Source organism: Gemmata palustris, assembly GCF_017939745.1.
Classification (GTDB): Bacteria; Planctomycetota; Planctomycetia; order Gemmatales; family Gemmataceae; genus Gemmata; species Gemmata palustris.
In genome coordinates, this window is record NZ_JAGKQQ010000001.1 from 7,327,833 (window position 1) to 7,345,626 (window position 17,794).

General features: G+C 62.3%; 21 protein-coding genes. 16 read left to right on the plus strand and 5 right to left on the minus strand.

Annotated elements, in window-relative coordinates; translation table 11 throughout:
- The first annotated feature begins 313 nt into the window (after nt 1-313).
- From J8F10_RS30395 to J8F10_RS30450, 12 genes are all read left to right on the plus strand, one after another.
- Nucleotides 314-1,603 carry a tyrosine-type recombinase/integrase gene (locus tag J8F10_RS30395; RefSeq protein WP_210660277.1) on the plus strand — a complete coding sequence of 430 codons (1,290 nt, stop codon included), beginning with the start codon at nt 314-316 and terminating at the stop codon, nt 1,601-1,603.
- A 311-nt stretch (nt 1,604-1,914) separates the two neighbouring features.
- Nucleotides 1,915-2,115: a helix-turn-helix transcriptional regulator gene (locus J8F10_RS30400; protein ID WP_210660278.1), complete on the plus strand. Its 201-nt coding sequence runs from the start codon at nt 1,915-1,917 to the stop codon at nt 2,113-2,115.
- Nucleotides 2,116-2,240: 125 nt separating this feature from the next.
- Nucleotides 2,241-2,642 carry a hypothetical protein gene (locus J8F10_RS30405; RefSeq protein WP_210660279.1) on the plus strand — a complete coding sequence of 134 codons (402 nt, stop codon included), beginning with the start codon at nt 2,241-2,243 and terminating at the stop codon, nt 2,640-2,642.
- Complete coding sequence (locus J8F10_RS30410; protein WP_210660280.1) at nt 2,642-3,901, plus strand: AAA family ATPase; 1,260 nt, start codon at nt 2,642-2,644, stop codon at nt 3,899-3,901. The genes J8F10_RS30405 and J8F10_RS30410 overlap by 1 nt, the downstream gene beginning before the upstream one ends.
- Nucleotides 3,902-4,032: 131 nt before the next feature.
- Complete coding sequence (locus J8F10_RS30415) at nt 4,033-5,211, plus strand: ParB/RepB/Spo0J family partition protein (protein WP_210660281.1); 1,179 nt, start codon at nt 4,033-4,035, stop codon at nt 5,209-5,211.
- Between the two features lie 66 nt (nt 5,212-5,277).
- The gene (locus J8F10_RS30420) at nt 5,278-5,466 is read left to right on the plus strand and encodes a hypothetical protein (RefSeq protein WP_210660282.1); all 189 of its coding nucleotides are present in this window, start codon (nt 5,278-5,280) and stop codon (nt 5,464-5,466) included.
- Nucleotides 5,447-5,998 (plus strand): hypothetical protein, encoded by a 552-nt coding sequence (locus J8F10_RS30425; protein WP_210660283.1) that lies wholly within the window; start codon nt 5,447-5,449, stop codon nt 5,996-5,998. Before J8F10_RS30420 ends, J8F10_RS30425 begins: the two co-directional genes overlap by 20 nt.
- Nucleotides 5,999-6,407: 409 nt before the next feature.
- Complete coding sequence (locus J8F10_RS30430; RefSeq protein WP_210660285.1) at nt 6,408-6,740, plus strand: hypothetical protein; 333 nt, start codon at nt 6,408-6,410, stop codon at nt 6,738-6,740.
- A 63-nt stretch (nt 6,741-6,803) separates the two neighbouring features.
- A complete protein-coding gene (locus J8F10_RS30435) occupies nt 6,804-7,604 on the plus strand; it encodes a hypothetical protein (protein ID WP_210660287.1) in 801 nt (266 codons plus the stop codon).
- Between the two features lie 64 nt (nt 7,605-7,668).
- A complete protein-coding gene (locus tag J8F10_RS30440) occupies nt 7,669-9,042 on the plus strand; it encodes a hypothetical protein (protein ID WP_210660289.1) in 1,374 nt (457 codons plus the stop codon).
- Entirely contained in the window at nt 9,042-9,410 is a 369-nt protein-coding gene (locus J8F10_RS30445; protein WP_210660291.1) for a hypothetical protein, read from the plus strand. The genes J8F10_RS30440 and J8F10_RS30445 overlap by 1 nt, the downstream gene beginning before the upstream one ends.
- 101 nt (nt 9,411-9,511) lie before the next feature.
- Nucleotides 9,512-9,796 (plus strand): hypothetical protein, encoded by a 285-nt coding sequence (locus tag J8F10_RS30450; RefSeq protein WP_210660293.1) that lies wholly within the window; start codon nt 9,512-9,514, stop codon nt 9,794-9,796.
- On the opposite strand, the gene J8F10_RS30455 is transcribed toward J8F10_RS30450, so the two are convergent.
- The 3 genes from J8F10_RS30455 to J8F10_RS30465 all read right to left on the minus strand — a co-directional run bounded on the left by J8F10_RS30455 (nt 9,769) and on the right by J8F10_RS30465 (nt 12,627).
- Nucleotides 9,769-10,695: an SDH family Clp fold serine proteinase gene (locus J8F10_RS30455; protein ID WP_210660295.1), complete on the minus strand. Its 927-nt coding sequence runs from the start codon at nt 10,693-10,695 to the stop codon at nt 9,769-9,771. The genes J8F10_RS30450 and J8F10_RS30455 overlap by 28 nt on opposite strands.
- 1,437 nt (nt 10,696-12,132) lie before the next feature.
- Nucleotides 12,133-12,270 (minus strand): hypothetical protein, encoded by a 138-nt coding sequence (locus J8F10_RS30460; RefSeq protein WP_210660297.1) that lies wholly within the window; start codon nt 12,268-12,270, stop codon nt 12,133-12,135.
- 63 nt (nt 12,271-12,333) lie between these two features.
- Nucleotides 12,334-12,627 (minus strand): helix-turn-helix domain-containing protein, encoded by a 294-nt coding sequence (locus tag J8F10_RS30465; RefSeq protein ID WP_210660298.1) that lies wholly within the window; start codon nt 12,625-12,627, stop codon nt 12,334-12,336.
- 213 nt (nt 12,628-12,840) lie between these two features.
- On the opposite strand from J8F10_RS30465, the gene J8F10_RS30470 reads away from it, so the two are divergent.
- The 4 genes from J8F10_RS30470 (at nt 12,841) to J8F10_RS30485 (ending at nt 14,877) form a co-directional block, all read left to right on the plus strand.
- Nucleotides 12,841-13,059 (plus strand): hypothetical protein, encoded by a 219-nt coding sequence (locus J8F10_RS30470; protein WP_210660299.1) that lies wholly within the window; start codon nt 12,841-12,843, stop codon nt 13,057-13,059.
- A gap of 118 nt (nt 13,060-13,177) precedes the next feature.
- A complete protein-coding gene (locus J8F10_RS30475) occupies nt 13,178-13,459 on the plus strand; it encodes a hypothetical protein (RefSeq protein ID WP_210660300.1) in 282 nt (93 codons plus the stop codon).
- Between the two features lie 293 nt (nt 13,460-13,752).
- Complete coding sequence (locus tag J8F10_RS39395) at nt 13,753-14,154, plus strand: hypothetical protein (protein WP_246523664.1); 402 nt, start codon at nt 13,753-13,755, stop codon at nt 14,152-14,154.
- Between the two features lie 435 nt (nt 14,155-14,589).
- Complete coding sequence (locus J8F10_RS30485) at nt 14,590-14,877, plus strand: hypothetical protein (protein WP_210660301.1); 288 nt, start codon at nt 14,590-14,592, stop codon at nt 14,875-14,877.
- A 227-nt stretch (nt 14,878-15,104) separates the two neighbouring features.
- Here J8F10_RS30485 and J8F10_RS30490 read toward each other — a convergent pair whose 3' ends face one another.
- Both J8F10_RS30490 and J8F10_RS30495 read right to left on the minus strand, forming a co-directional pair.
- Complete coding sequence (locus tag J8F10_RS30490) at nt 15,105-16,094, minus strand: CHAP domain-containing protein (protein WP_210660302.1); 990 nt, start codon at nt 16,092-16,094, stop codon at nt 15,105-15,107.
- A 277-nt stretch (nt 16,095-16,371) separates the two neighbouring features.
- Nucleotides 16,372-17,664, minus strand: a complete 1,293-nt coding sequence (locus tag J8F10_RS30495; protein WP_210660303.1) for a Gfo/Idh/MocA family protein — start codon at nt 17,662-17,664, stop codon at nt 16,372-16,374.
- Between the last annotated feature and the right edge of the window lie 130 nt (nt 17,665-17,794).

Genomic DNA, 17,794 nt, shown 5'->3' on the forward strand with positions numbered 1-17,794 from the left:
CGCGAAAGCCTATACACTCGGTCCACTTACGAAACGGGAGCGGGAGCCGATTGCGGTACGGCAACGGGTTGCGCCGATCGTGCCTCGAACGGTCGGAGTTCTGATAACGAGCCGCCCCGCGATCTCGCAGCGCGGTTCGTTCACCCGCGACGCGGATCTCAAACGGGAACCGTTCCACAACGCGAAACTGAATGAAAGTTCACTATTGAGGGTGGGTGTCAAATCGCCTGAAATTCAGGCGATTTGATTCTTATCTTCGTGGCGGTTACATCCGGGAGGTGTGGATAGTCCTTCCTTTGGAAGTGAGGCGAAAATGTCGCAGGGGAAAGCCAAGATCGTGGAATTTCGCGGCGAGAAGATCACGCTTGCGGAACTGTCGAAGCGCACCGGGATCGGCGTAGCAACCCTGCGCACCCGGATCGTCACTTGTGGCAAAAGTGTCGAGGAAGCGGCGACGGTGCCCGTGCGCAAGAAGTCCCGGTTCGGCGGGCGGCATCCGGTGAATGTCCCGCGGCCGGTGCCGAAGTTCAAGCGGCACCCGTCCGGGCGCGCGTACTCGCGCTGGAAGATGTTGGGCAAGGTCAACGAAAGGTACTTCGGCAAACACGGGACTACGGAGGCGAACACCGCGTATCGGAGGTTCGCGCAGGACTGGACCGCGGGAAAGTACGACGCGGCTACCGAGTCTGGAATGAAATCGGCTGGCGGGATCTCGGTCGCTGCGCTCGCGGAAAAATGGCTGTCGCACGTCCGCGACTACTACACAAAGGACGGCAAGCCGACGAGCGAGGTCAGGACGTGTACCGCGGCCGCACGTCTGCTGATCGAGAGCGGGGAAAATCGCCTCGCGGTGGACTTCGACCCGGCGGCGCTCCGAACCTGTCGTCAGCTCTTTATCGACCGTGGCGGCGTGCGCGCCTCGGTAAACGCTTATGTTGGCCGCATCGTAAGAATGTTCGCGTGGGGTGCGGGCCAATCGCTCGTTCCGCCCACGGTTCATGGTGCGCTGAAGCTGGTCGAGAAGCTCAAGGCTGGTCGATCGGCGGCGCCGGACCGCGCCAAGAAGCGGCCCGCGACCGATGCGCAGATTGAAGCCACGCTCCCGCACCTCGCGCCCACGGACGCGAAGCGCCGGGCGAAGCTCGTGACGATGATCCGCCTGCAACGGTTGACGGGTATGCGGCCGGGCGAAGTGTGTGCGCTCGAAGCGGGAGACTTGGAGCGCACTACGGACGTGTGGATCTACCGCGTGGGGAAGGCCAATAAGAATCGGCACCGCGGCAAAGCGCAGACGTACTACCTGGGGCCGAAGGCGGTCTCGCTGCTGGCGCCGTACCTCGAAGGCAACCCGGCCGGGCCGATCTTCGGCGAAGGCCCGGAGGATTACAGCCAAGCCATCATTCGCGCCAGCGTGAAGGCCAAGTGCCGGTGGACACCCCACCAACTCCGGCACGCGCTCGCCACGGAGGTCGCGGAGAAGTTCCGCAGTCTCGACTACGCGGCGGCGGCCATCGGTGACACCAGGGCCGTAGCCGAGGCCTTTTACGTTCACATGGACCCCCAGATGCGCGCGAAGATCGAGATCGCCCGCGCGATGGGGTAGTCCTCTCGAAGTACCACAACCACCTCAACGCCGCGGATCTCTCCGCGGCGTTTTTTCGTTCACGTCCATCTCGAATCACTTCGGAGATCATCAGAATGGGCGATTTGGGATTCGGCCACCCTCGCTGCGCAAGTCCATACCAAACCACGTGATAAGCGGTGTCCTTGTTTTTGTTTTTTCTGCCCGTTATCTCCGGTCCTGTTCAGTAATGAACGCGATTTCACACTCCTAGCTGGAATGCAGGACATCCGCGCGGATCGCGGGACAAGTGCTCGTGAACCCAGCACAGCTCAACCACCAAGGGGGAATCAATGGGCGCGACGAAGTTGGTCTACTACGTACCGGATCTGATGAAGATCGCAGGGCGCTCGCGGACCTGGGTGCAAGAGGCCCTTCGCAACAACGTACTCCCGAAGCCGGTGCGCATCGGCAAGCGCAGCGCGTGGCCCAAATCTCAAATCGATCGACTGTTCGGCCTCGACACAGCGACGACCACGACAAGCGCCTCGTGAAAACGAGCACACCCACAGCTCTGGGCTGTGGGTGCAGTGATCGAACGGCGGCGGACTAACAACTCAGACTACCACAACCTCGACACTCGTGCAGTGTAACCAGCACCGCACGAAGAAAGGCTGGGATGGACCTATTTATAGATTATCCCGATGGGAATGTCAATTTCCCATCGGAACAACAGATCGAGAAAGATACGCCGGAAGCGGTGAAGGCGAAGCTCCGCGAACACCTCGATAAGTGGCCGGACGATCTCAACGCCGGCACCAGCGGCATCAACAACCACAACCCGCTCGCGCTGCTTTCTGGGCACGGCGGGGCTACGCCTGCGGCGTTCGGCGCGGTCGCTCCGACGGGATGGTATCCGACCAAACCGGGGCGACAGTTTCACGACCGGCGCGATGATGTAGCCCCCGTCTCTCGCGCAGAGTTTTTGGTTCTCGTGGAGCAGGTCCGCGCCCGCGGGTGTGATGTCGATGAGATGGCCGCTATCGTGGTCAAGCTCACGACCGGAAAGGGGGCGCGTTAATGGCTCGCCCCGGCGGTGCCCTTGATCGGGCAGAGCAGAAAATTCGTGCGGACGCGCCCGTCCTTCACGCCGGCGAGATGCTGGTCGAATCCCTTGCGGGCGTCCGCCCGCGGGCGGTTCGCTGGCTCGTCCCCGGGCGCATCCCCGCCGGTATGGTGGGCCTCCTCGCGGGTGATGGCGGGCACGGCAAGAGCGTCACGACGTTGGAACTGGCTGCGGCCGTTACGCGCGGCCGGTGCGCGTTCGGGATGACCTACCCGAACGCGGTGAGCGGCAAGGCGCTGCTCATCTGCTGCGAGGACGACTGGCAGTGTACCGTGGTGCCGCGATTGGCCGCGCTCGGGGCGGACCTGTCCCGCGTGTTGAGGGTGAAGGGGATCGGGAAGACCGACGGCGGCCTCCTCGACTTCAACCTCGCGCACTTCGCGGAACTGGAACGCCTGCTCACCCGCGACAAGGACATCAAGCTCGTCGTGATCGACCCGGCCGGCGCGTACATCGGTCGCGCCGGTGTGGACGATAACAGTGACTCGGAACTGCGGTCCCTCCTGGGACCGCTGTCCGAGGCCGCGAACCGCACGGGGGCCGCGGTACTGCTCGTGAAGCACCTCAACAAGTCGGCCGGGGCGACGGCGGTGCAGCGCGTGGGCGGGTCGGTCGGCTACGTCAACGGCGTGCGCTACGTCTACATGATCGTGCCCGACCCGGACGACGCGGACCGGAAGCTCATGCTCCCGATCAAGGCGAACATCCTGCCGCCGGGCGCCCTGGGGTTCGCCTACCGCCTTCGACAACTCGCACCTGATGAAGCGGGCCGGCTCCTTCTTGCGGAGTGGCCCGACCTCGACGCCGAAGAGGTCGTGAAGCTGGCGGCCCAACTGTTCCGCCAGGAGTGGGAGCAGGACGTTCGGGCCGATCCGAACGCGGTGGCGAGTACCAGCACGCGGCCGCGCCAGAAGACCCCGGAGCAGGCGGCCGAATGGCTCGTGTCGGTCTTCAACGAGGAACACGTCGCTTACCCGTCGTCGGTCGTGTTCACGGCGGGCAAGGCCGCCGGGTTCGGGCGCGACTCGATCTACAAGGCGAAGGATCTCGCAGGGCTGACCGCGAGCAAGAGCGGCAGGTGTGCGGGGACGTGGTACTGGGGGACCGGCGGAACGGACCTGTGGCTGTTGCGGGAGGCATTCCCTTCAGGAAGTTCAGGAAGTTCAGGAAGTAGACCTGAAGTGCCTGAAAAACAAGGATATTCAACTTCCTGATAACACTTAATTAAGTATTCAACTTACTGAAATTCAGGAAGTAGACCCCTTCAACTTCCTGAACCGGATCAACTTCCTGAATTCAAATACTTGTCATCAGGAAGTTGAATTTACTTACTTCTCAAGGGTTTTTGTTCAACTTCCTGAACTTCCTGAACTTCCTGACCGTGGGCATCAACAACTTCGAGGGCACCATGAGCAACGACGACGCGACGACGACCGTGAAGGTCACGCACTACGAGTTCCACCCGATCGCGGAACGCTACCCACTTCTCAGCGGGGAAGAGTACGAGACATTCAAAGACAGCTTGGGGGCGAACGGCCAGAAGGTCGAGATCGAGCTATTCGAGGGCAAGATTCTCGACGGGCGCAACCGCTACCGGGCGTGCGTAGACCTGGGCATCGAACCGAAGGTGAAGGTGTTCGTCGGCACCGCGAATGAGGCCGCCGTTCACTCCGACGTGTTGAACCTGGATCGGCGGCACCTCACGCGAGAACAGAAGCGCGCCGTCATCGCGTACAAGGTGAGAGAGAACCCCAACCGGTCCGACCGGTCAATTGCCGCAGAGGTGGGGGTGGACAACAAGACGGTCGCGTCCGTCCGTCGGGTGGAGTGTGATACCCCAGCTCAGGCAGGTGAGGAATCTCCTCACCTGCCTGAACCAGTCGCACAGAAAAGAGAAGGGCGGGACGGGAAGAAGTACACGGTGAAGCAACCGCAAGTGGGGCCGGTCGTGAAGCCGGATGTGGTAGTGCCTCAAGCGGCACCCGTGATGATCGCGCCACAGGTTGCGGCAGTCGAGGACTCGGTTGCGGCCAACGATCCGCCTGCGATTCCGATCTCCCAGTCTGCACCGGAGTGGCTTAAGGCGTTCGCGGAAGCTATTCAGGAACTTGCAACACACAACTACGTGCCTTTGTACATTGCGCGAGCAGGCTGCGTTGACCAAATGAGAAAAGCCAAGCTCAGGGCTACGGTTGTGTTTGGTGGCACATTAGAGGGCTTGGCCGACCTCACTAGCATCCCGCGCGATCGCATGAACGAATTCGCGGGAGCGACCGTGCCACCAAGCTATTACGAAGGATTAAAGATACAGAAGGCTCTAGGCCTTCTGACTTACTTCAACAACGATCTTATGGCAAATGACGAGTGGTTTAATTTTGATGAGGAGGTTGATCGGAGACACAAGGAGTTCACCAACTTAGAGGCTGAGTACCAGCAGCGACTGAAGGATGAGAAGGAGGTGGCAAAGAAGAAGAAGAGAAAGAAGCCGAAACCACAGCCGTCGCTGCCTGTCGCTTCGGTTTAAGCGACGACGAGAGCCGGTTCATTCACAGTGAGCCGGCTCCCTCTTTCTCTCCTCTCCAGAGCCGTCTTGAAAACTTCCACGCCCGGGGACTCGCCCATGTACGTCGTGCGGTTCCGTCCGGGCCGCGGTCGCTGGAAAACTGTCGCCACCGCGAACACGCACCTCGAAGCCGTGCTGCTGATCCACGGGCGCGGCGACTGGCACATCATCGAACTACCCACCATCGCGAGGTCGAATGATCGATCAGCAAAGTGAAGCCGAAGAGAAGGCGCCAGTTGTCGCGGTGCCGGATGACCTGTTCGAGCGCGCGTATTTGGCGGCAATGCGAGTCGCGGAAGGCTGGGGCCGAAAGCGGCCGGACATCAGCGAGGAGTTGATTGATGCCGCGACGAGCGCGACCTTGTGGGCACGCGCAAATTGCCGATGCCTCGCGACGTTCCCCGCGTTCTGTTCGCGGGCCGTGCGGACGTGGCTGCGGCGGCAATCGCACCGCGAAAAGCTCAAGAAGGAGAACAGGCCGCAGATGGTTGAACTTGGCGCCGTAGCCGATCGCGCGCGAGTGACGAAGCCGGCAAACCCTGTGCTAATTGAAGACCTCGACACGGACACGGCATTTATCGTGCGACTTTATACTGAAGACGGTTTCACAATCAGGGAAATTGCTCTACTGACTGGCAAGGGCCATAGTATCATTCACGTGTTGCTGCACAAAGCGGCCGAACGGATCGCGGGCGGGCGGGAGAGGGCGCCACGTCGCGCGGGCGAAAAGCGGTTGAGCGCGGGGTGAGTGCGGGCAGGAGCACGGGCGACACGAGAGGCCGCGGGCGATCCGCGGCTTTTTCGTTTTCGGCGATCTGACAAAACGCGGTCGCGCGAGACACGGGTTGGTGTCAGGGCGGCACGCAACGGCACACGACGCGAGGGCGGATCATGCAAACCACCGAACGAGTTTCAAACGGCGCCCCGGCGGACGCGGGCGAATCGCTCGACGCCGATGGCGTGGGCGCGCTGTTGCGGTGTAGTGGCTCTCACGTCCGGGCGCTGGTTCGCCGTGGCGAATTTCCCGCTCCGGCGAAGCTGGGCGCACTCGCTCGGTGGTCTCGCGCGGTCGTGTTGCAGTGGCTGGACTCGCACACGGGCGGGACAGTCGAGCGCGGCGGGCGAGCTGTTCAGGTCCGTTAACTCAAAGGTGTTCAATGTTTCAGCATGTGGGAGATCCCCGGACGGTTCGGGACGAAGGTGAGCTGGCATACCTCAGCGCTCGTGCGTCGGGTGAACGCGAGGTGGCGGCGACCGTGGCGCGTTCGCTGTTTAAATCGGGGCGCGCGGCGCCGGCGGGCAGCAAGTCGGCGCTCACCCTTGAGATGGAACGGTTGTCCGCCGAGTGCCGGGCGCTAACGGGCGAGGCGCAACGCGAGTCGATCGCGCAGACCTTGCGGTTTGCCGGGCGCCGCCCGGCGAGGTCCGCGGAACCGGAAATGATCTGCTCATTCTGCGGCGAATGCGAGATTGAAGGCTGTTTCTGCTGATCGCCCAAACCCCGCGCCCGCGCTGTGCGGGCCGGACTTCTTTGAACCGATGGAGCCGAAATCGTGACCTCCGAAGCGCAATCAGATATCGCCCTGATCGAACGGACCATCCAGCAGCAACTCGAAGCGCCCGAACCCGCTCCGCGCCAACGGGTGCGCCCGACCGTGCGGAAGGCGGAACCGATTGCCCCGATCGGTGACGACGATGGCGATGACAGCGACGCATTTGCGGATGACGGCGCTGACATCGTGATCGCGCCGCGCACCGTGGCCGCGACCGTGGGGTTGTCGGTGCCGGGGCTGCCAAGCATTGAGGAAATCGAAGGGGTCATTCAGGCGCGGGCGGGTGTGGTGCGACTCGCGGAGCAACGGGCTTCCGTGGCAGCGGAGATCACGGCCGCGGAAGCCGAGTTGGGGCTAAAGGCCGGTGCCAGTGCCCGTGACATCGAGCGCCTTGCGGTGCAACTTCTCGCCGCGGGCAAGCCGGACGACGCCATCACGAATCTGGAAGCGCTCCGCGTCAAGTTGCGCCGGCTCACCGGGGCTGAAGAACTGGCGAACAAAGCTCTCATCGACGCGCGGGAACGGGCGCGTCGGGAGCTGTCCTCGCGGGCCGCAGATGCGGAATTCAGGCCGGCGGCCCGCGCATCGGCACTGGCGCTTCTGGAACTGATGCGCTGCAAAGCTGCGGAGCAGGACGCAATCAACCGGCTCCGGGCTGCGGGGTTCGCTCAACCCGGCGGCACCTTCACGTCCGAACTACTCGACCCCTGGCACAACACCGTGGTTCTCCACCTCGTGCGCGACGGCTGGCTCACCCGCGAAGAGGTGCGAGCCTCCTGTCCGTTCATGAGCGGCGTCTAACTCACTCCTCCCGCGCCGGCACTCGTCGGCGCGGTTCCCTTCACGTCGAACTACGAGATAGCAAATGGCCGGCTCAAACACGATCGGAACCGGTGCAGTGGTCTTGACGGCGAACGCGGATGCGCTGTTGACCGGTTTGAAGAAGGCCGAAAAGGATACCGAAAGTTGGGCGCAGCGCACCGGCAAGAACATCAACGGTGTCGGCGAATCGCTGGAGAAGATCAACAAGATTCCCAACCTGCTCGGGCTGGGGTTCGTCGGCGCCATTGCGACGGTCGGCTCCACGCTCGCGGGCGCGCTCGGGAACGCGGTCACGCGGGGCGATCAGCTTAACAAGGCGCTCGAACGGTCGATCGAGTTAGGCGACCGGTTCGCCAAAATGATGGACCGTCGCACCGAAGCGAACGCGGCGCGCCTCGAAGCCATGTCCGCGACGCCGACCAGCCGGGCGACGGAGATCGATCGGCAATTGCGGGCGCTCGATCCCGAAATAGGTGCGGCCGAAACTGCGAAGCATCTGGCAGAGTTTCAGCGCGACGTGACGCTCATCAACAGCGGCGTCAAAGCCAGCAAGACGGGCCTGGAACGGATGGCGGAGGGCTCACAGCTCGTCCTGGCGTGGTTCGCGCAAAGCCTCGAAACCTACCAAGCCCCGTTCGAGGCCAACTTCAAGGCGGCCGACGCGCGGCTTCAGAAGGCCATCGAACTGCGCGCGGAATTGACGAAGGCGCGCGACAACATCATCGACCCGGACAAGGACGTTGCGAAAGAGGGTGAGGTCGATCGACTGAGCGAGGCGTTCGAGCGGCAGGCCGCCGCGCTCGGGAAGACCGCGGAACAGGCGAAGATGTTGGACCTGATCGCGGACGGGTTCAGTGAGCGGCAGATTCGCCAGTTCACGATTGCCGCGGATAAGTTGACGAAGACGACGGAGGGCTTTGAGTCCGTCGCCAACGCTGTGGGCGGGGCCGCCGGGTTCGTGGGTGGCGGGGACTCGGAGAAGATCAAAGAGATCACGGCGGCGCTCAAGAAGCAATCCGACACCTGGGGCATGACGGCGAACCAGATTCAGCTATACGACCTGCGAATCGCCAAGTTCGCGGAGCGACAAATCAAGGAAGTCGAGAAGCTCCAAGACAGTACGGAATCGCTCCTGAACACGTTCAACATCGCGTCCAGTATCGCGAACGGCGTCAAGGACACGAAGTTGGAATCCGGCGGCCCTTACGTCTCCGGGGCGGCGCTGGGTAACTCGCTGGAAGCGTACTCGCAGGTGGCGAATTTCCGCGCCAGCAACGCGATCGCGGGCGGGTCGATCGGTGACAACCCGGTTCAGATCCAGCGCGAAGTGCTGAAGGTGCTCAAAGAGCAGAAGCGCGACATCCGGCAGTTGATCGACATCATGAAGGGCGCGCAACAACTGAAGGTGGTGACGTAATGACTAGTCGACCCTCCGGCCCGATCGTCCTCGCGGCTGTTCGCGAACTGATGTCCGAGACGGGCGCGCCCGACGTGCCGGTGATCGCGCCCTTCCGCGTTACTGGCGTCACGATCCACCTTCGCACCTTCACCGCCGAACGTCTCGCCGCGCTTCTGATGTTCCGCCGCAACAACCCACATGACCCCGTGCAGTATTTCTGCCGGCTCATCGCGGCGAGTGTCGTTGACGCGGCCGGCACCGAGATGTTCAGCCCCACCGAGGCGGCGGACCTCGAACCCGCGGTGGCCACCTCCATCCTCACCGAAGTCATCAAGCGCAATCGGATGGACCAATGCTCAAGCGGGCGACAATCTGACGCTGGGTAGGGGGTAGTGGGTGTTTTTCTCTGACCCAAGGCCCGGAAGACCGTGTGGCCCTGCTCAAAAAACTCCCGCACGTATCCGAAGGCATGGGAGGGGGGGATCGAATGGTTCGTTCTGTCGAGAATCGCGCGTGTGCCCACTGCGCGGGGCCGATCGCTCGGGTTCCCGTCCGCGGTCCCCTCCCGACGTACTGCGGCTCCGCGTGCCGATGGGCGGCCGGGCACAAGCGGGACTCGGACCGGCGCCGGGGCGAGCGTTCCGCGCTCACCTGCGAGGGGTGCGGGGCCGGGTTCAGTGGGGGGAAGCGCAAGAACCGGTTCTGCTCGCCGGGCTGCTGCCAGCGGCGCCGAAGGAAGGTGAGTCAGTTCGTGTCGGATGGTGAAGCCTGAACAAAGACTTGCTGCTGGGCAATTATCATCGCTTTCCCGGTGTGGTTTTCGATGATCTTATACGCCGCGCTGCCACTCAGTGTGTGAATGCAGGCGTGGTGAACCGAAAGTACGGCCTCCTGCAGTGGTTGATCGCTCTCTAAGTCCACGATTTTCAGTCCAATATCGCGACACTTTTCTGCTGAAAGGTGACGCGAGTGAGATTTGGAAGTGGCGTGATCGCTAAGGTCCGTAACAATCCTATCGACGAGTCCCTTGGTCGCGACTGGATCTTCCCCTGCAAACATTCCGCTGGTTAGCCAATCTGCGACCATCTCTTGTGACCATTCAATAGCCTTTTCACACTCGCCAATAAATGTTGGATGATACTTTGCAATAATTGGCTGCCAGATCGGAATCATGTTCCTATCGGCTGCAATTTCTTGGCAGGCGCGGCGAAACTCCTCTACTACTCCGTGTGCGGGGATGCCGCCAAATTGAGGGTCGATCGGCCCAAGACTGGATTGTTTGCCCATGACAATCGACTTGCACGCGCAGGCAATCATCGTTCCTGCGGACATGGCGAGTTGAGGTATGATCGCGCGAATGTCTGATCCGAACATTGATCGAAGATATTGAACGAGAGACTCAGTTGCGGCGGCATCGCCGCCAGGGGTATGGAGGAGGAGATCGAGCCCCTTCTTTCTATCCAATTGATGAACAACTGTCATGAGCCCGTTTTTGTCGGCATCGTTCACTTCCATGCCGTCAACGCCACGCTTCTGCAGCCACCCGGAGTAATAGATGATGACGTTGCGCTTTGTCAGCTTGTGCAGCCGCCGCAAATATTTGCGGCGGATAACGTCGAAATTGCTCCCGTTAGATCTCAGTTCATTTAGGACTTGGTTCCAGTCGGGCATCGCTGGTTAGCTCCTGATCGCCGCCAATTTGTGCAACTAACCGCGCTGGCGGTTTAGTGCTGGGGCTGCGTTTCCCGCGGGCGGGAAATGACCCAAGGGTGGAAAGATCCACAAAGTAGGCTCGCTCCTCAGACGTAGCAAGCCCCATCTTCAGGAACGCTTCATCGATTTGTCCGGCTGTGAGTTTCTTCCGCATAATTGCACCCAGAGAGAGCTGCTGAGAATCGCTAATGCTGTAGTTTACAGTCGGCTTGCGAAAAGCGCAACTGCAACCAGAGCACCCACTTTCAGTCAGGCACCGTGTTCGCACGGGGATGGTGAGTCTAGCAACACCAATTTTGCGATTCAACCAAATACAGCGAATAACGCATTCCGAACAGTAGCACAATCGCCGATCGATCGCTCTACCACTGACGTTCTAACCGCCGTGTGAAACGGGGGGTTCGGCCGCCAGCCTGCCCCAATGTTGGCTCCCATGCCCTGCGGATGGCAGAATCGAGAGAGCACCCGAATCGCAGTGTCAGCTTTGATTCGATCAAACACCCCGCCAGATCGCACAGGATCGCGTATACGGCCCGATCGCACTTCGTGGCCACATTCCGCGTGGGCGCCCGTTCACGCCGTGGGCGCGCAGGGAGGGGCCACGGCTACCGAGGCAAGACAAAATTCCATTTTCCCGAAATAGTTGCAACCTCCAATCTCCGAGCCTGATACATCGAATTTCCGCGCGCCCGCACCCTCCGGATTCGGCGCATAAGGGTAGGGACGCTCATTTCGGGCGCCTCACTCCCAGGAGGATGGAAACGTGGAAGATCGAGCGACGGCGTTCCTGAACTGGATCACTACTGCGAGAGGAGGGTTAAAAGGTGTTGGCGGCGGCAGAGGTCGGCCGGCAGAGTTGTTGCTTGGGCCGAACCCCGTGACGCATGAGGATCTGTTGCGGTACGCCGAGAATTGGTCACGGCAATGCGGCTTGGGTGAAGTGACCGGAGAAGAGGCGACCGCGATTGTTCACGAGGCGCGCGTGCTTCTGGCGGAACACAATTACCTTTGGCCTCCGACCCGGTAGCCCGCGCCGCTGATACTAAGGGGAGCCGCCTGTACCCGCGCGGGTACAGGCTCGTGTCACCTCCGGCCCGATCCCGCCCGTGTTGCTAACACCTACACGAAGCAGCGCAACTATCGCGAGGTGTGGGACTGGGGATCACGAGCGGCTCAGGGTGCGCCGGGAACGGGGGCGGCGTCAAGGAGTCCGCCTTCGTCGGTGCGCGTCGCCCACTCGCGCACCGGCTTACCCCGCCCCGGCTGCTCGCGCGTGAGCGGCTCACTTACTGAGAACAAAGATGATGGCCGCGACACTGGCGGCGAGGAGCGCGAGTACGACGACGGAAAGCCAGCAGCCTTCTCGCGGGCCGGTGCGCTTCGGCGATTCCCAGCTCACTTCTGGCTGGCGTACCAGACGCCTCCCACGACAACCGCGAGGATGGCCGCGCCGATCAGGATGACGCGGAGGAACAGGCCGCCTCCGGTGGTCGGGTGGCTGTAATTCTCTTCGGGTACTTGATTCTGGCTCACGGGATTGGCGCTCGGTGAAGGGGCGGGTGCCCGGTGATTGTAGACGGTCTGGGTGGCGGCTCGTCACTTCTTGCCCTTCGGCCTCTTGGTGGTCGGCTTCTCTGGTGGCGCCTCCGGTTGCTCCGGCACTTCCGCCTCGCCACCTTCATCAAACTCCGCAACCGATACACCCAGCGCCCGCGCCAGGGCGACAACCGTGTTCCACGTCGGATCGCCCAAGCCCTGTTCGAGCTTAGCGACTGTAGCGTTGCTGACATTGGCGGCGCGGGCAAGCGCCTCTTGAGTCATGCCGGCCCGTTTGCGAAGCCGCTTCAATCTGCCAGCAAATCCCCCTGTCATTACCGCTTCCCGTTGCATGGGTGGCTCCGAGGCATATCGACAGAACTCTACCGGGAATCTTCGCGGGCGGCAGGTGATTCTTGAAATTTCCAGAATGAGTTTGCTTAAGTAGGAAAACTCTCCTACTATTCACGTCGTAACGATTTCCATGATCGCGCTGGCTGTTCTGGCAACGTGCTCCCCGCGACCCGCGGGGAATCAGGCCACTGCGCGCACTGTGAGGGCCGACAGATGGACGCGGAACTGGTCGAGGTCGAGGTCGAGGTGTGGGTGATCGTGGATGAGGACGGCAACTACGAAGTGTCGCGTGAGGCCGACGAGCTTGTTGGGCAGGCGGGCAAGGCATCGCGGATGGTGAAGATCACAGTCAACGTGCCGACGCCGAAGCCCGTGGAACTGGTCGCGACCGTGGCGGCCGAAATCGACGCGGGAGAGTTGAAGGTCGCTTAGTCCACCCGGGCCGGAACGCACCGGCCCATTCCCACGCGCAACCAGAAGTCCAACCGGCGACCCCAGCGCGGGGTCGTCACGTCGAAGGTACGCACATTCACCACTACGAGGAACGACGATGAGCACGACTACCGCGATCGCGACGACGAAGAACAAGGCGCCGAAGAAGGCCGCCCCGAAGCAGAAGCCGACCGCGCCGGCGGTCACGAGCGTGAAGGATCAGGCACATGAGCGCATGCTGACGCTCGGCAACTTCCTCTGTCGGTTGATCGAGCTGCAGAAGGAAATGCGTCGGGTAGATGCCGAAGGGGAAGACATGGTTTCGCACGCCGAAGACGATCTCACGATTCCCTTTTGCCGGGCCGCGTTGGAGTACGTCCGCGCGTGCGGTCGCTGCTGATCTCCACCACAACCCGACCGCCCCACACCCGCCGATCGGCGGGTGTTTGCGTTGGCACTTGCACCGGGCGCCGGATCGGTCATGCTGGTTCCAGGGGGTGACCGATGACCGAAGCAGAATGGCTGAGTCACAAGAATGCAGATTACCTTCTCAGCAAACTGAAACGGGGTAGCGTTAGGAAATTCCAATTACTCACCTGCGCGCAATTCCGCACCCATGACTGGAACAAATTGAGCGAACAAACGCGAATGGCCCTCGAACTGGCCGAAACGCACTCCGGGGGAGTGGTGCATATGCACGTGCCGTTTCTACTCGATGAGAGTAAGGGGGGCGTTCAAGACCCCTATTTTTTGGAACTAGGCTTCACTATCGGGCCGATGACGGTTGAGGAGGCGAAACGGCAGGCCCAACGGGTCGGCAGTTCTGCGGAAAAAGCCTACCGACTGACCCTACTGCGCGACATCTTTGGCAACCCCTTCCGTCCCGTGACGTTCTCCCCCTCGTGGCGCACCTCGACCGCGGTGGCGCTGGCGGCGCAGATGTACGAGTCCCGCGACTTCAGCGCGATGCCGATCCTGGCCGACGCACTTCAAGACGCCGGGTGTGACAGCGCCGATGTACTCGATCACTGCCGCGGACCGGGGCCGCACGTCCGCGGGTGCTGGGTCGGCGATCTCGTGCTGGGGAAGGAGTAGTGCGTGCGTGGAAACATGCGGATTCGTCTGCCTGTATTGGGTGGCAATCTTTGTGGCGATTGCCATGTTCGGCCGATGGAGGGATGCGAGAGATCTCCGGCGATTGGCGGCTTCTATTGCATCCCAATCCTGTCCCGCGTGCTCCGCGTCGCTTACGTGGATCGGCTTCAAGGACATCAAACGTTGCAATATCTGGATCACTCCAGCGGAAGGGCATTCCGCCCCAACGATTTGGGAGTTCCAGTGCCGGTGTGGGCGGGTCGTGTGGGTCACCGAAGGACTGCGAGGAGCACATCTCTTCCTACGGCAACCCCGCGAGACATAACCCATTGGGGCGCCCACCACACACTTTCATCTCCCGCGACGCTCGTATACGATCGCACCCGGCGGCGCGCGTCGGGCGTACCGCGTTCACATCCCCGGAGGAGCGAATACATGATCGGGATCGACAGCAGCGCCGAGACTTTGCCCGCGCTGGCGAAGCGGATCGGCAAGGCACGCATGACCGTTTACAACTGGGTGACGAAAGGGATCACGGTCGGCAATCGGAAGGTCAAGCTCGCCGCGGTCCGCGTCGGGCGGCAGTGGTGTATCCAGGCGGACTGGTACGAGCAGTTCGTGAAGGACTGCAACCCGGAGCGGCCCGCGCTCCCCGAATCACCGGCCGCGGAAAAGCGGCGGCTCGCAGCGGAACATGCTCGCGTGAAAGCACTGCTCGGGTGAACGGCCGTCAGGTGGGCACGGTGCCACACTTATGAAGCCGGATCTAATATTTCTCGGGGAATTTCGCATGACATCTTGTCCAGTAGTATAATGCTCATTGACGACGCAAGTTGTTGCTGTTACTGTATTACCACCCGGATCTACCCCTCTCATAAGTTTCACAACGCGAAACGAAAAACGCCCGCGGTTTCCCACGGGCGCTTGCATTGCGGCCGACGAGTGGCGCCTCAGTCGCTGCTGGCCGCGGGTATTACGCTGGCCGAGTTCGAGTTCACTGGGTTCGAGTTGGTGCCGCTGAGACCGGCCAACACGTGGCCCTGGCGGGCGCTGCGGTAGAACGTGTAGTCGGTGCCGTAGCACGATTTGTCGGCCCCGTGCAAGAAAACGCCCAGTGTCCCCCACTTTCCTTCGACCATGACCGGTTGCCCCTCGCTGGTGTACCGGACAATGGCCGTGTGCGAGATGGCCCCGTTCTGGCGATAGATCGCCACGTCGCCCGGGCGCGGGTCGGTCGTTTCGGTGTAGCCGTTCTCTTTCAGAATGATCTCCACGTCCTCCGGGGACAGCAGAAACAGCCCGCCGGTGAAGACCCAGCCGTGGCAGTTCGAGGTGTCGGTCGCGGTGCCGTTGCGGATGACCTGGCCGGCCAGTTTAAAGTCGCGGAGCATTTTCTCTTCGGGGCCGCTCAGGAGACTGGCGTCGCGCGGGCTCACCGGTTCTTTCAGTACGACCCGGGTGCCGCGGTCGGTCGCCGCGCGGGCGCGGTCCGTGGGCGCGTTGGGCTGACGGCCGAGTGTGATCTCGAGGTCCAGGGTCTGCTGCTCGATGAGCTCGTCTTCGGTGTGCTCGAACGCGATCACCGAGCCGAGAACGAGGGCCAGGCCGCACACGGACAGGAGCCCCCAGCGCGCCGCCGGCCGGAAGAGGAGCGCTACCAGGGTCACGAGGTACCGGTGGAGCCGTTCGGAACTGAAGAGCGCGAGCGCGAGCAAGACACCGCCGAACAGCGCCGCGGCGCGAACGGCCAGTTCGCTCCGGGTGAGCGAATCCACGGCGGCGGCCACCATCGCGACGATCGCGAGATCGGCGCTCGCACGCAGCACGAGTCGGCGCCCGCCCCGGGCGCCGAGTGCGAGGTTCACGCCCCCGACGAGGAGCAAGCCGAACCCGACGGCCGCGAGGACAATGAATTGGTCGAAGTAATCGGTACGTTCCATTGTCGCCTCAATACGTGCGGGCGGCCAAGATCAATACGCGCACCGCACACAACATCTAACACAGCGCCCGTGAGTTGGTGGTGAGGCGTAAAGGAGAAATTTTCGCGCGTTCAACAGCGAGAAATGAGAGGCGAATGTCGCAAAAAGCGAGCCGGGCTTTAAACTGCTCGATTTTTGAAGCAGCTTGAAGCCCGGTAGTTATGAGAGCAACCGGCCCGGCCCGCGAAATGAATAAATCATGAGACCTCGGATCGCATTTCCGGTCCGCGAAACGCGATCACAGTTTCCATTTCGCGCGCGGCTCGCGCGAGAGCTCCTTGTTCGCTTTCTCGTCGTCCACGAACAGCTCTTTCGCCGCGTCCCACTTCAGTTTTCGGCCCAGCCGGTAACCGATGTTCCCCAGGTGGCAGATGCTCGCGGACCGGTGCCCCGTTTCGGCCGGGCAGATCGTTTCCTTTCCGCTCACGACGCACTCCAGCCAGTTCTTGTGGTGGCTGGTGCTGGGGTAAACGCGCTGCGGTTGATCGGGGAACTTCACGGGCGTACCGTTCTTCGACCGCAATTCGAGTTGGCCGCGCCCGACCAAGATGGTCCCATCGGTGCCCTCGAACACGCAGTCGGCTTTTGCGATTTCCTTGCCGTCCTTGTCCTTCTCGAACTCGTTGTGGATCATCGTCACGCCGTTCTTGTACACGAAGCGGAGCCCGCTGCCCTTCTTGGGGTTCTCGGGCGGGATGATCTCGACGGGGCCTGATGTGTCCATCTTGAGCGCCCACTGCGCGATGTCGAAGTGGTGCGCGCCCATGTCGGCAATTTGCCCGCCCGCGAACTCCTGGTAGTCGCGCCACGCGGGGAAGTGCGCGTGAACCCCTTTCGGGCACAGCACGGAACTGTACTCGCGCTCGGGCGCCGGCCCCAGCCACGTGTCCCAGTCGGTGCCCTCGGGCTTCGCTTCGCCCTTCAGGTCGCAGGGGCGGGCGGGACCGCCGACGCCGATACGGACCGTCTTCACGGTCCCGATCCACCCGTTCCAGATCATCTCGACCGCGGCGCGGAAGCGGTTCCCGAACTCGCTCCGCTGCTGGCTCCCGGTCTGGAACACGATCTTCGCCTTCTTCACCTCGTTGACGATCTCGCGCCCCTCCGCGACGTTGTGCGTGAGCGGCTTCTCGCAGTAGATGTGCTTCCCGGCGCGGGCGGCGAGCACGCAGGGGATGTGGTGCCAGTGGTCCGGGGTGGCGATCACGACTGCATCGAGCCCTTTGTGGGCGAGCAGCTCGCGGAAGTCGGTGTACGGGGTCACGCCCTTGTAGACGCCAGACTTGGTGCGGTCCGCGTACCGCTTCTCGACGGTCGTCTTCGCGCCGTCGAGGCGCTCCTTCACCACGTCGCACACGGCGACGACTTCGACCTCCGGGCGCCCGAGAAAGGCCCCGAGGTGCCCGCGGCCCATTGTGCCGACGCCGATGAACCCGAGGGTGAGCTTCTCGTTCGCGGCGAGCGCCGAAGCGCGCGAGAAGACGACCGGCGCGGTCGCACTTGCGGCGAGGAATTTTCTGCGCGTGAGCATTGGGAGAGAACCTCTGAAATTGGGTCAGTCGGTGTGAACCGGCGGGTGGGATTCGGGCGAACGGCCGGCGTGAGCCGGCTGGTGGGACTGCGACCAAGTCGCGCGAGTCTTACCGTGCGGGTGGAGCATA

Excerpts from the sequence above, each read along its gene's own strand:
- J8F10_RS30395 (WP_210660277.1), top strand. The coding sequence starts at position 314 with ATGTCGCAGGGGAAAGCCAAGATCGTGGAATTTCGCGGCGAGAAGATC.
- J8F10_RS30400 (WP_210660278.1), top strand. The coding sequence starts at position 1,915 with ATGGGCGCGACGAAGTTGGTCTACTACGTACCGGATCTGATGAAGATC.
- J8F10_RS30405 (WP_210660279.1), top strand. The coding sequence starts at position 2,241 with ATGGACCTATTTATAGATTATCCCGATGGGAATGTCAATTTCCCATCG.
- J8F10_RS30410 (WP_210660280.1), top strand. The coding sequence starts at position 2,642 with ATGGCTCGCCCCGGCGGTGCCCTTGATCGGGCAGAGCAGAAAATTCGT.
- J8F10_RS30425 (WP_210660283.1), top strand. The coding sequence starts at position 5,447 with ATGATCGATCAGCAAAGTGAAGCCGAAGAGAAGGCGCCAGTTGTCGCG.
- J8F10_RS30430 (WP_210660285.1), top strand. The coding sequence starts at position 6,408 with ATGTTTCAGCATGTGGGAGATCCCCGGACGGTTCGGGACGAAGGTGAG.
- J8F10_RS30440 (WP_210660289.1), top strand. The coding sequence starts at position 7,669 with ATGGCCGGCTCAAACACGATCGGAACCGGTGCAGTGGTCTTGACGGCG.
- J8F10_RS30445 (WP_210660291.1), top strand. The coding sequence starts at position 9,042 with ATGACTAGTCGACCCTCCGGCCCGATCGTCCTCGCGGCTGTTCGCGAA.
- J8F10_RS30450 (WP_210660293.1), top strand. The coding sequence starts at position 9,512 with ATGGTTCGTTCTGTCGAGAATCGCGCGTGTGCCCACTGCGCGGGGCCG.
- J8F10_RS30455 (WP_210660295.1), bottom strand. The coding sequence starts at position 10,695 with ATGCCCGACTGGAACCAAGTCCTAAATGAACTGAGATCTAACGGGAGC.
- J8F10_RS30465 (WP_210660298.1), bottom strand. The coding sequence starts at position 12,627 with ATGCAACGGGAAGCGGTAATGACAGGGGGATTTGCTGGCAGATTGAAG.
- J8F10_RS30470 (WP_210660299.1), top strand. The coding sequence starts at position 12,841 with ATGGACGCGGAACTGGTCGAGGTCGAGGTCGAGGTGTGGGTGATCGTG.
- J8F10_RS30475 (WP_210660300.1), top strand. The coding sequence starts at position 13,178 with ATGAGCACGACTACCGCGATCGCGACGACGAAGAACAAGGCGCCGAAG.
- J8F10_RS39395 (WP_246523664.1), top strand. The coding sequence starts at position 13,753 with ATGCACGTGCCGTTTCTACTCGATGAGAGTAAGGGGGGCGTTCAAGAC.
- J8F10_RS30485 (WP_210660301.1), top strand. The coding sequence starts at position 14,590 with ATGATCGGGATCGACAGCAGCGCCGAGACTTTGCCCGCGCTGGCGAAG.
- J8F10_RS30490 (WP_210660302.1), bottom strand. The coding sequence starts at position 16,094 with ATGGAACGTACCGATTACTTCGACCAATTCATTGTCCTCGCGGCCGTC.
- J8F10_RS30495 (WP_210660303.1), bottom strand. The coding sequence starts at position 17,664 with ATGCTCACGCGCAGAAAATTCCTCGCCGCAAGTGCGACCGCGCCGGTC.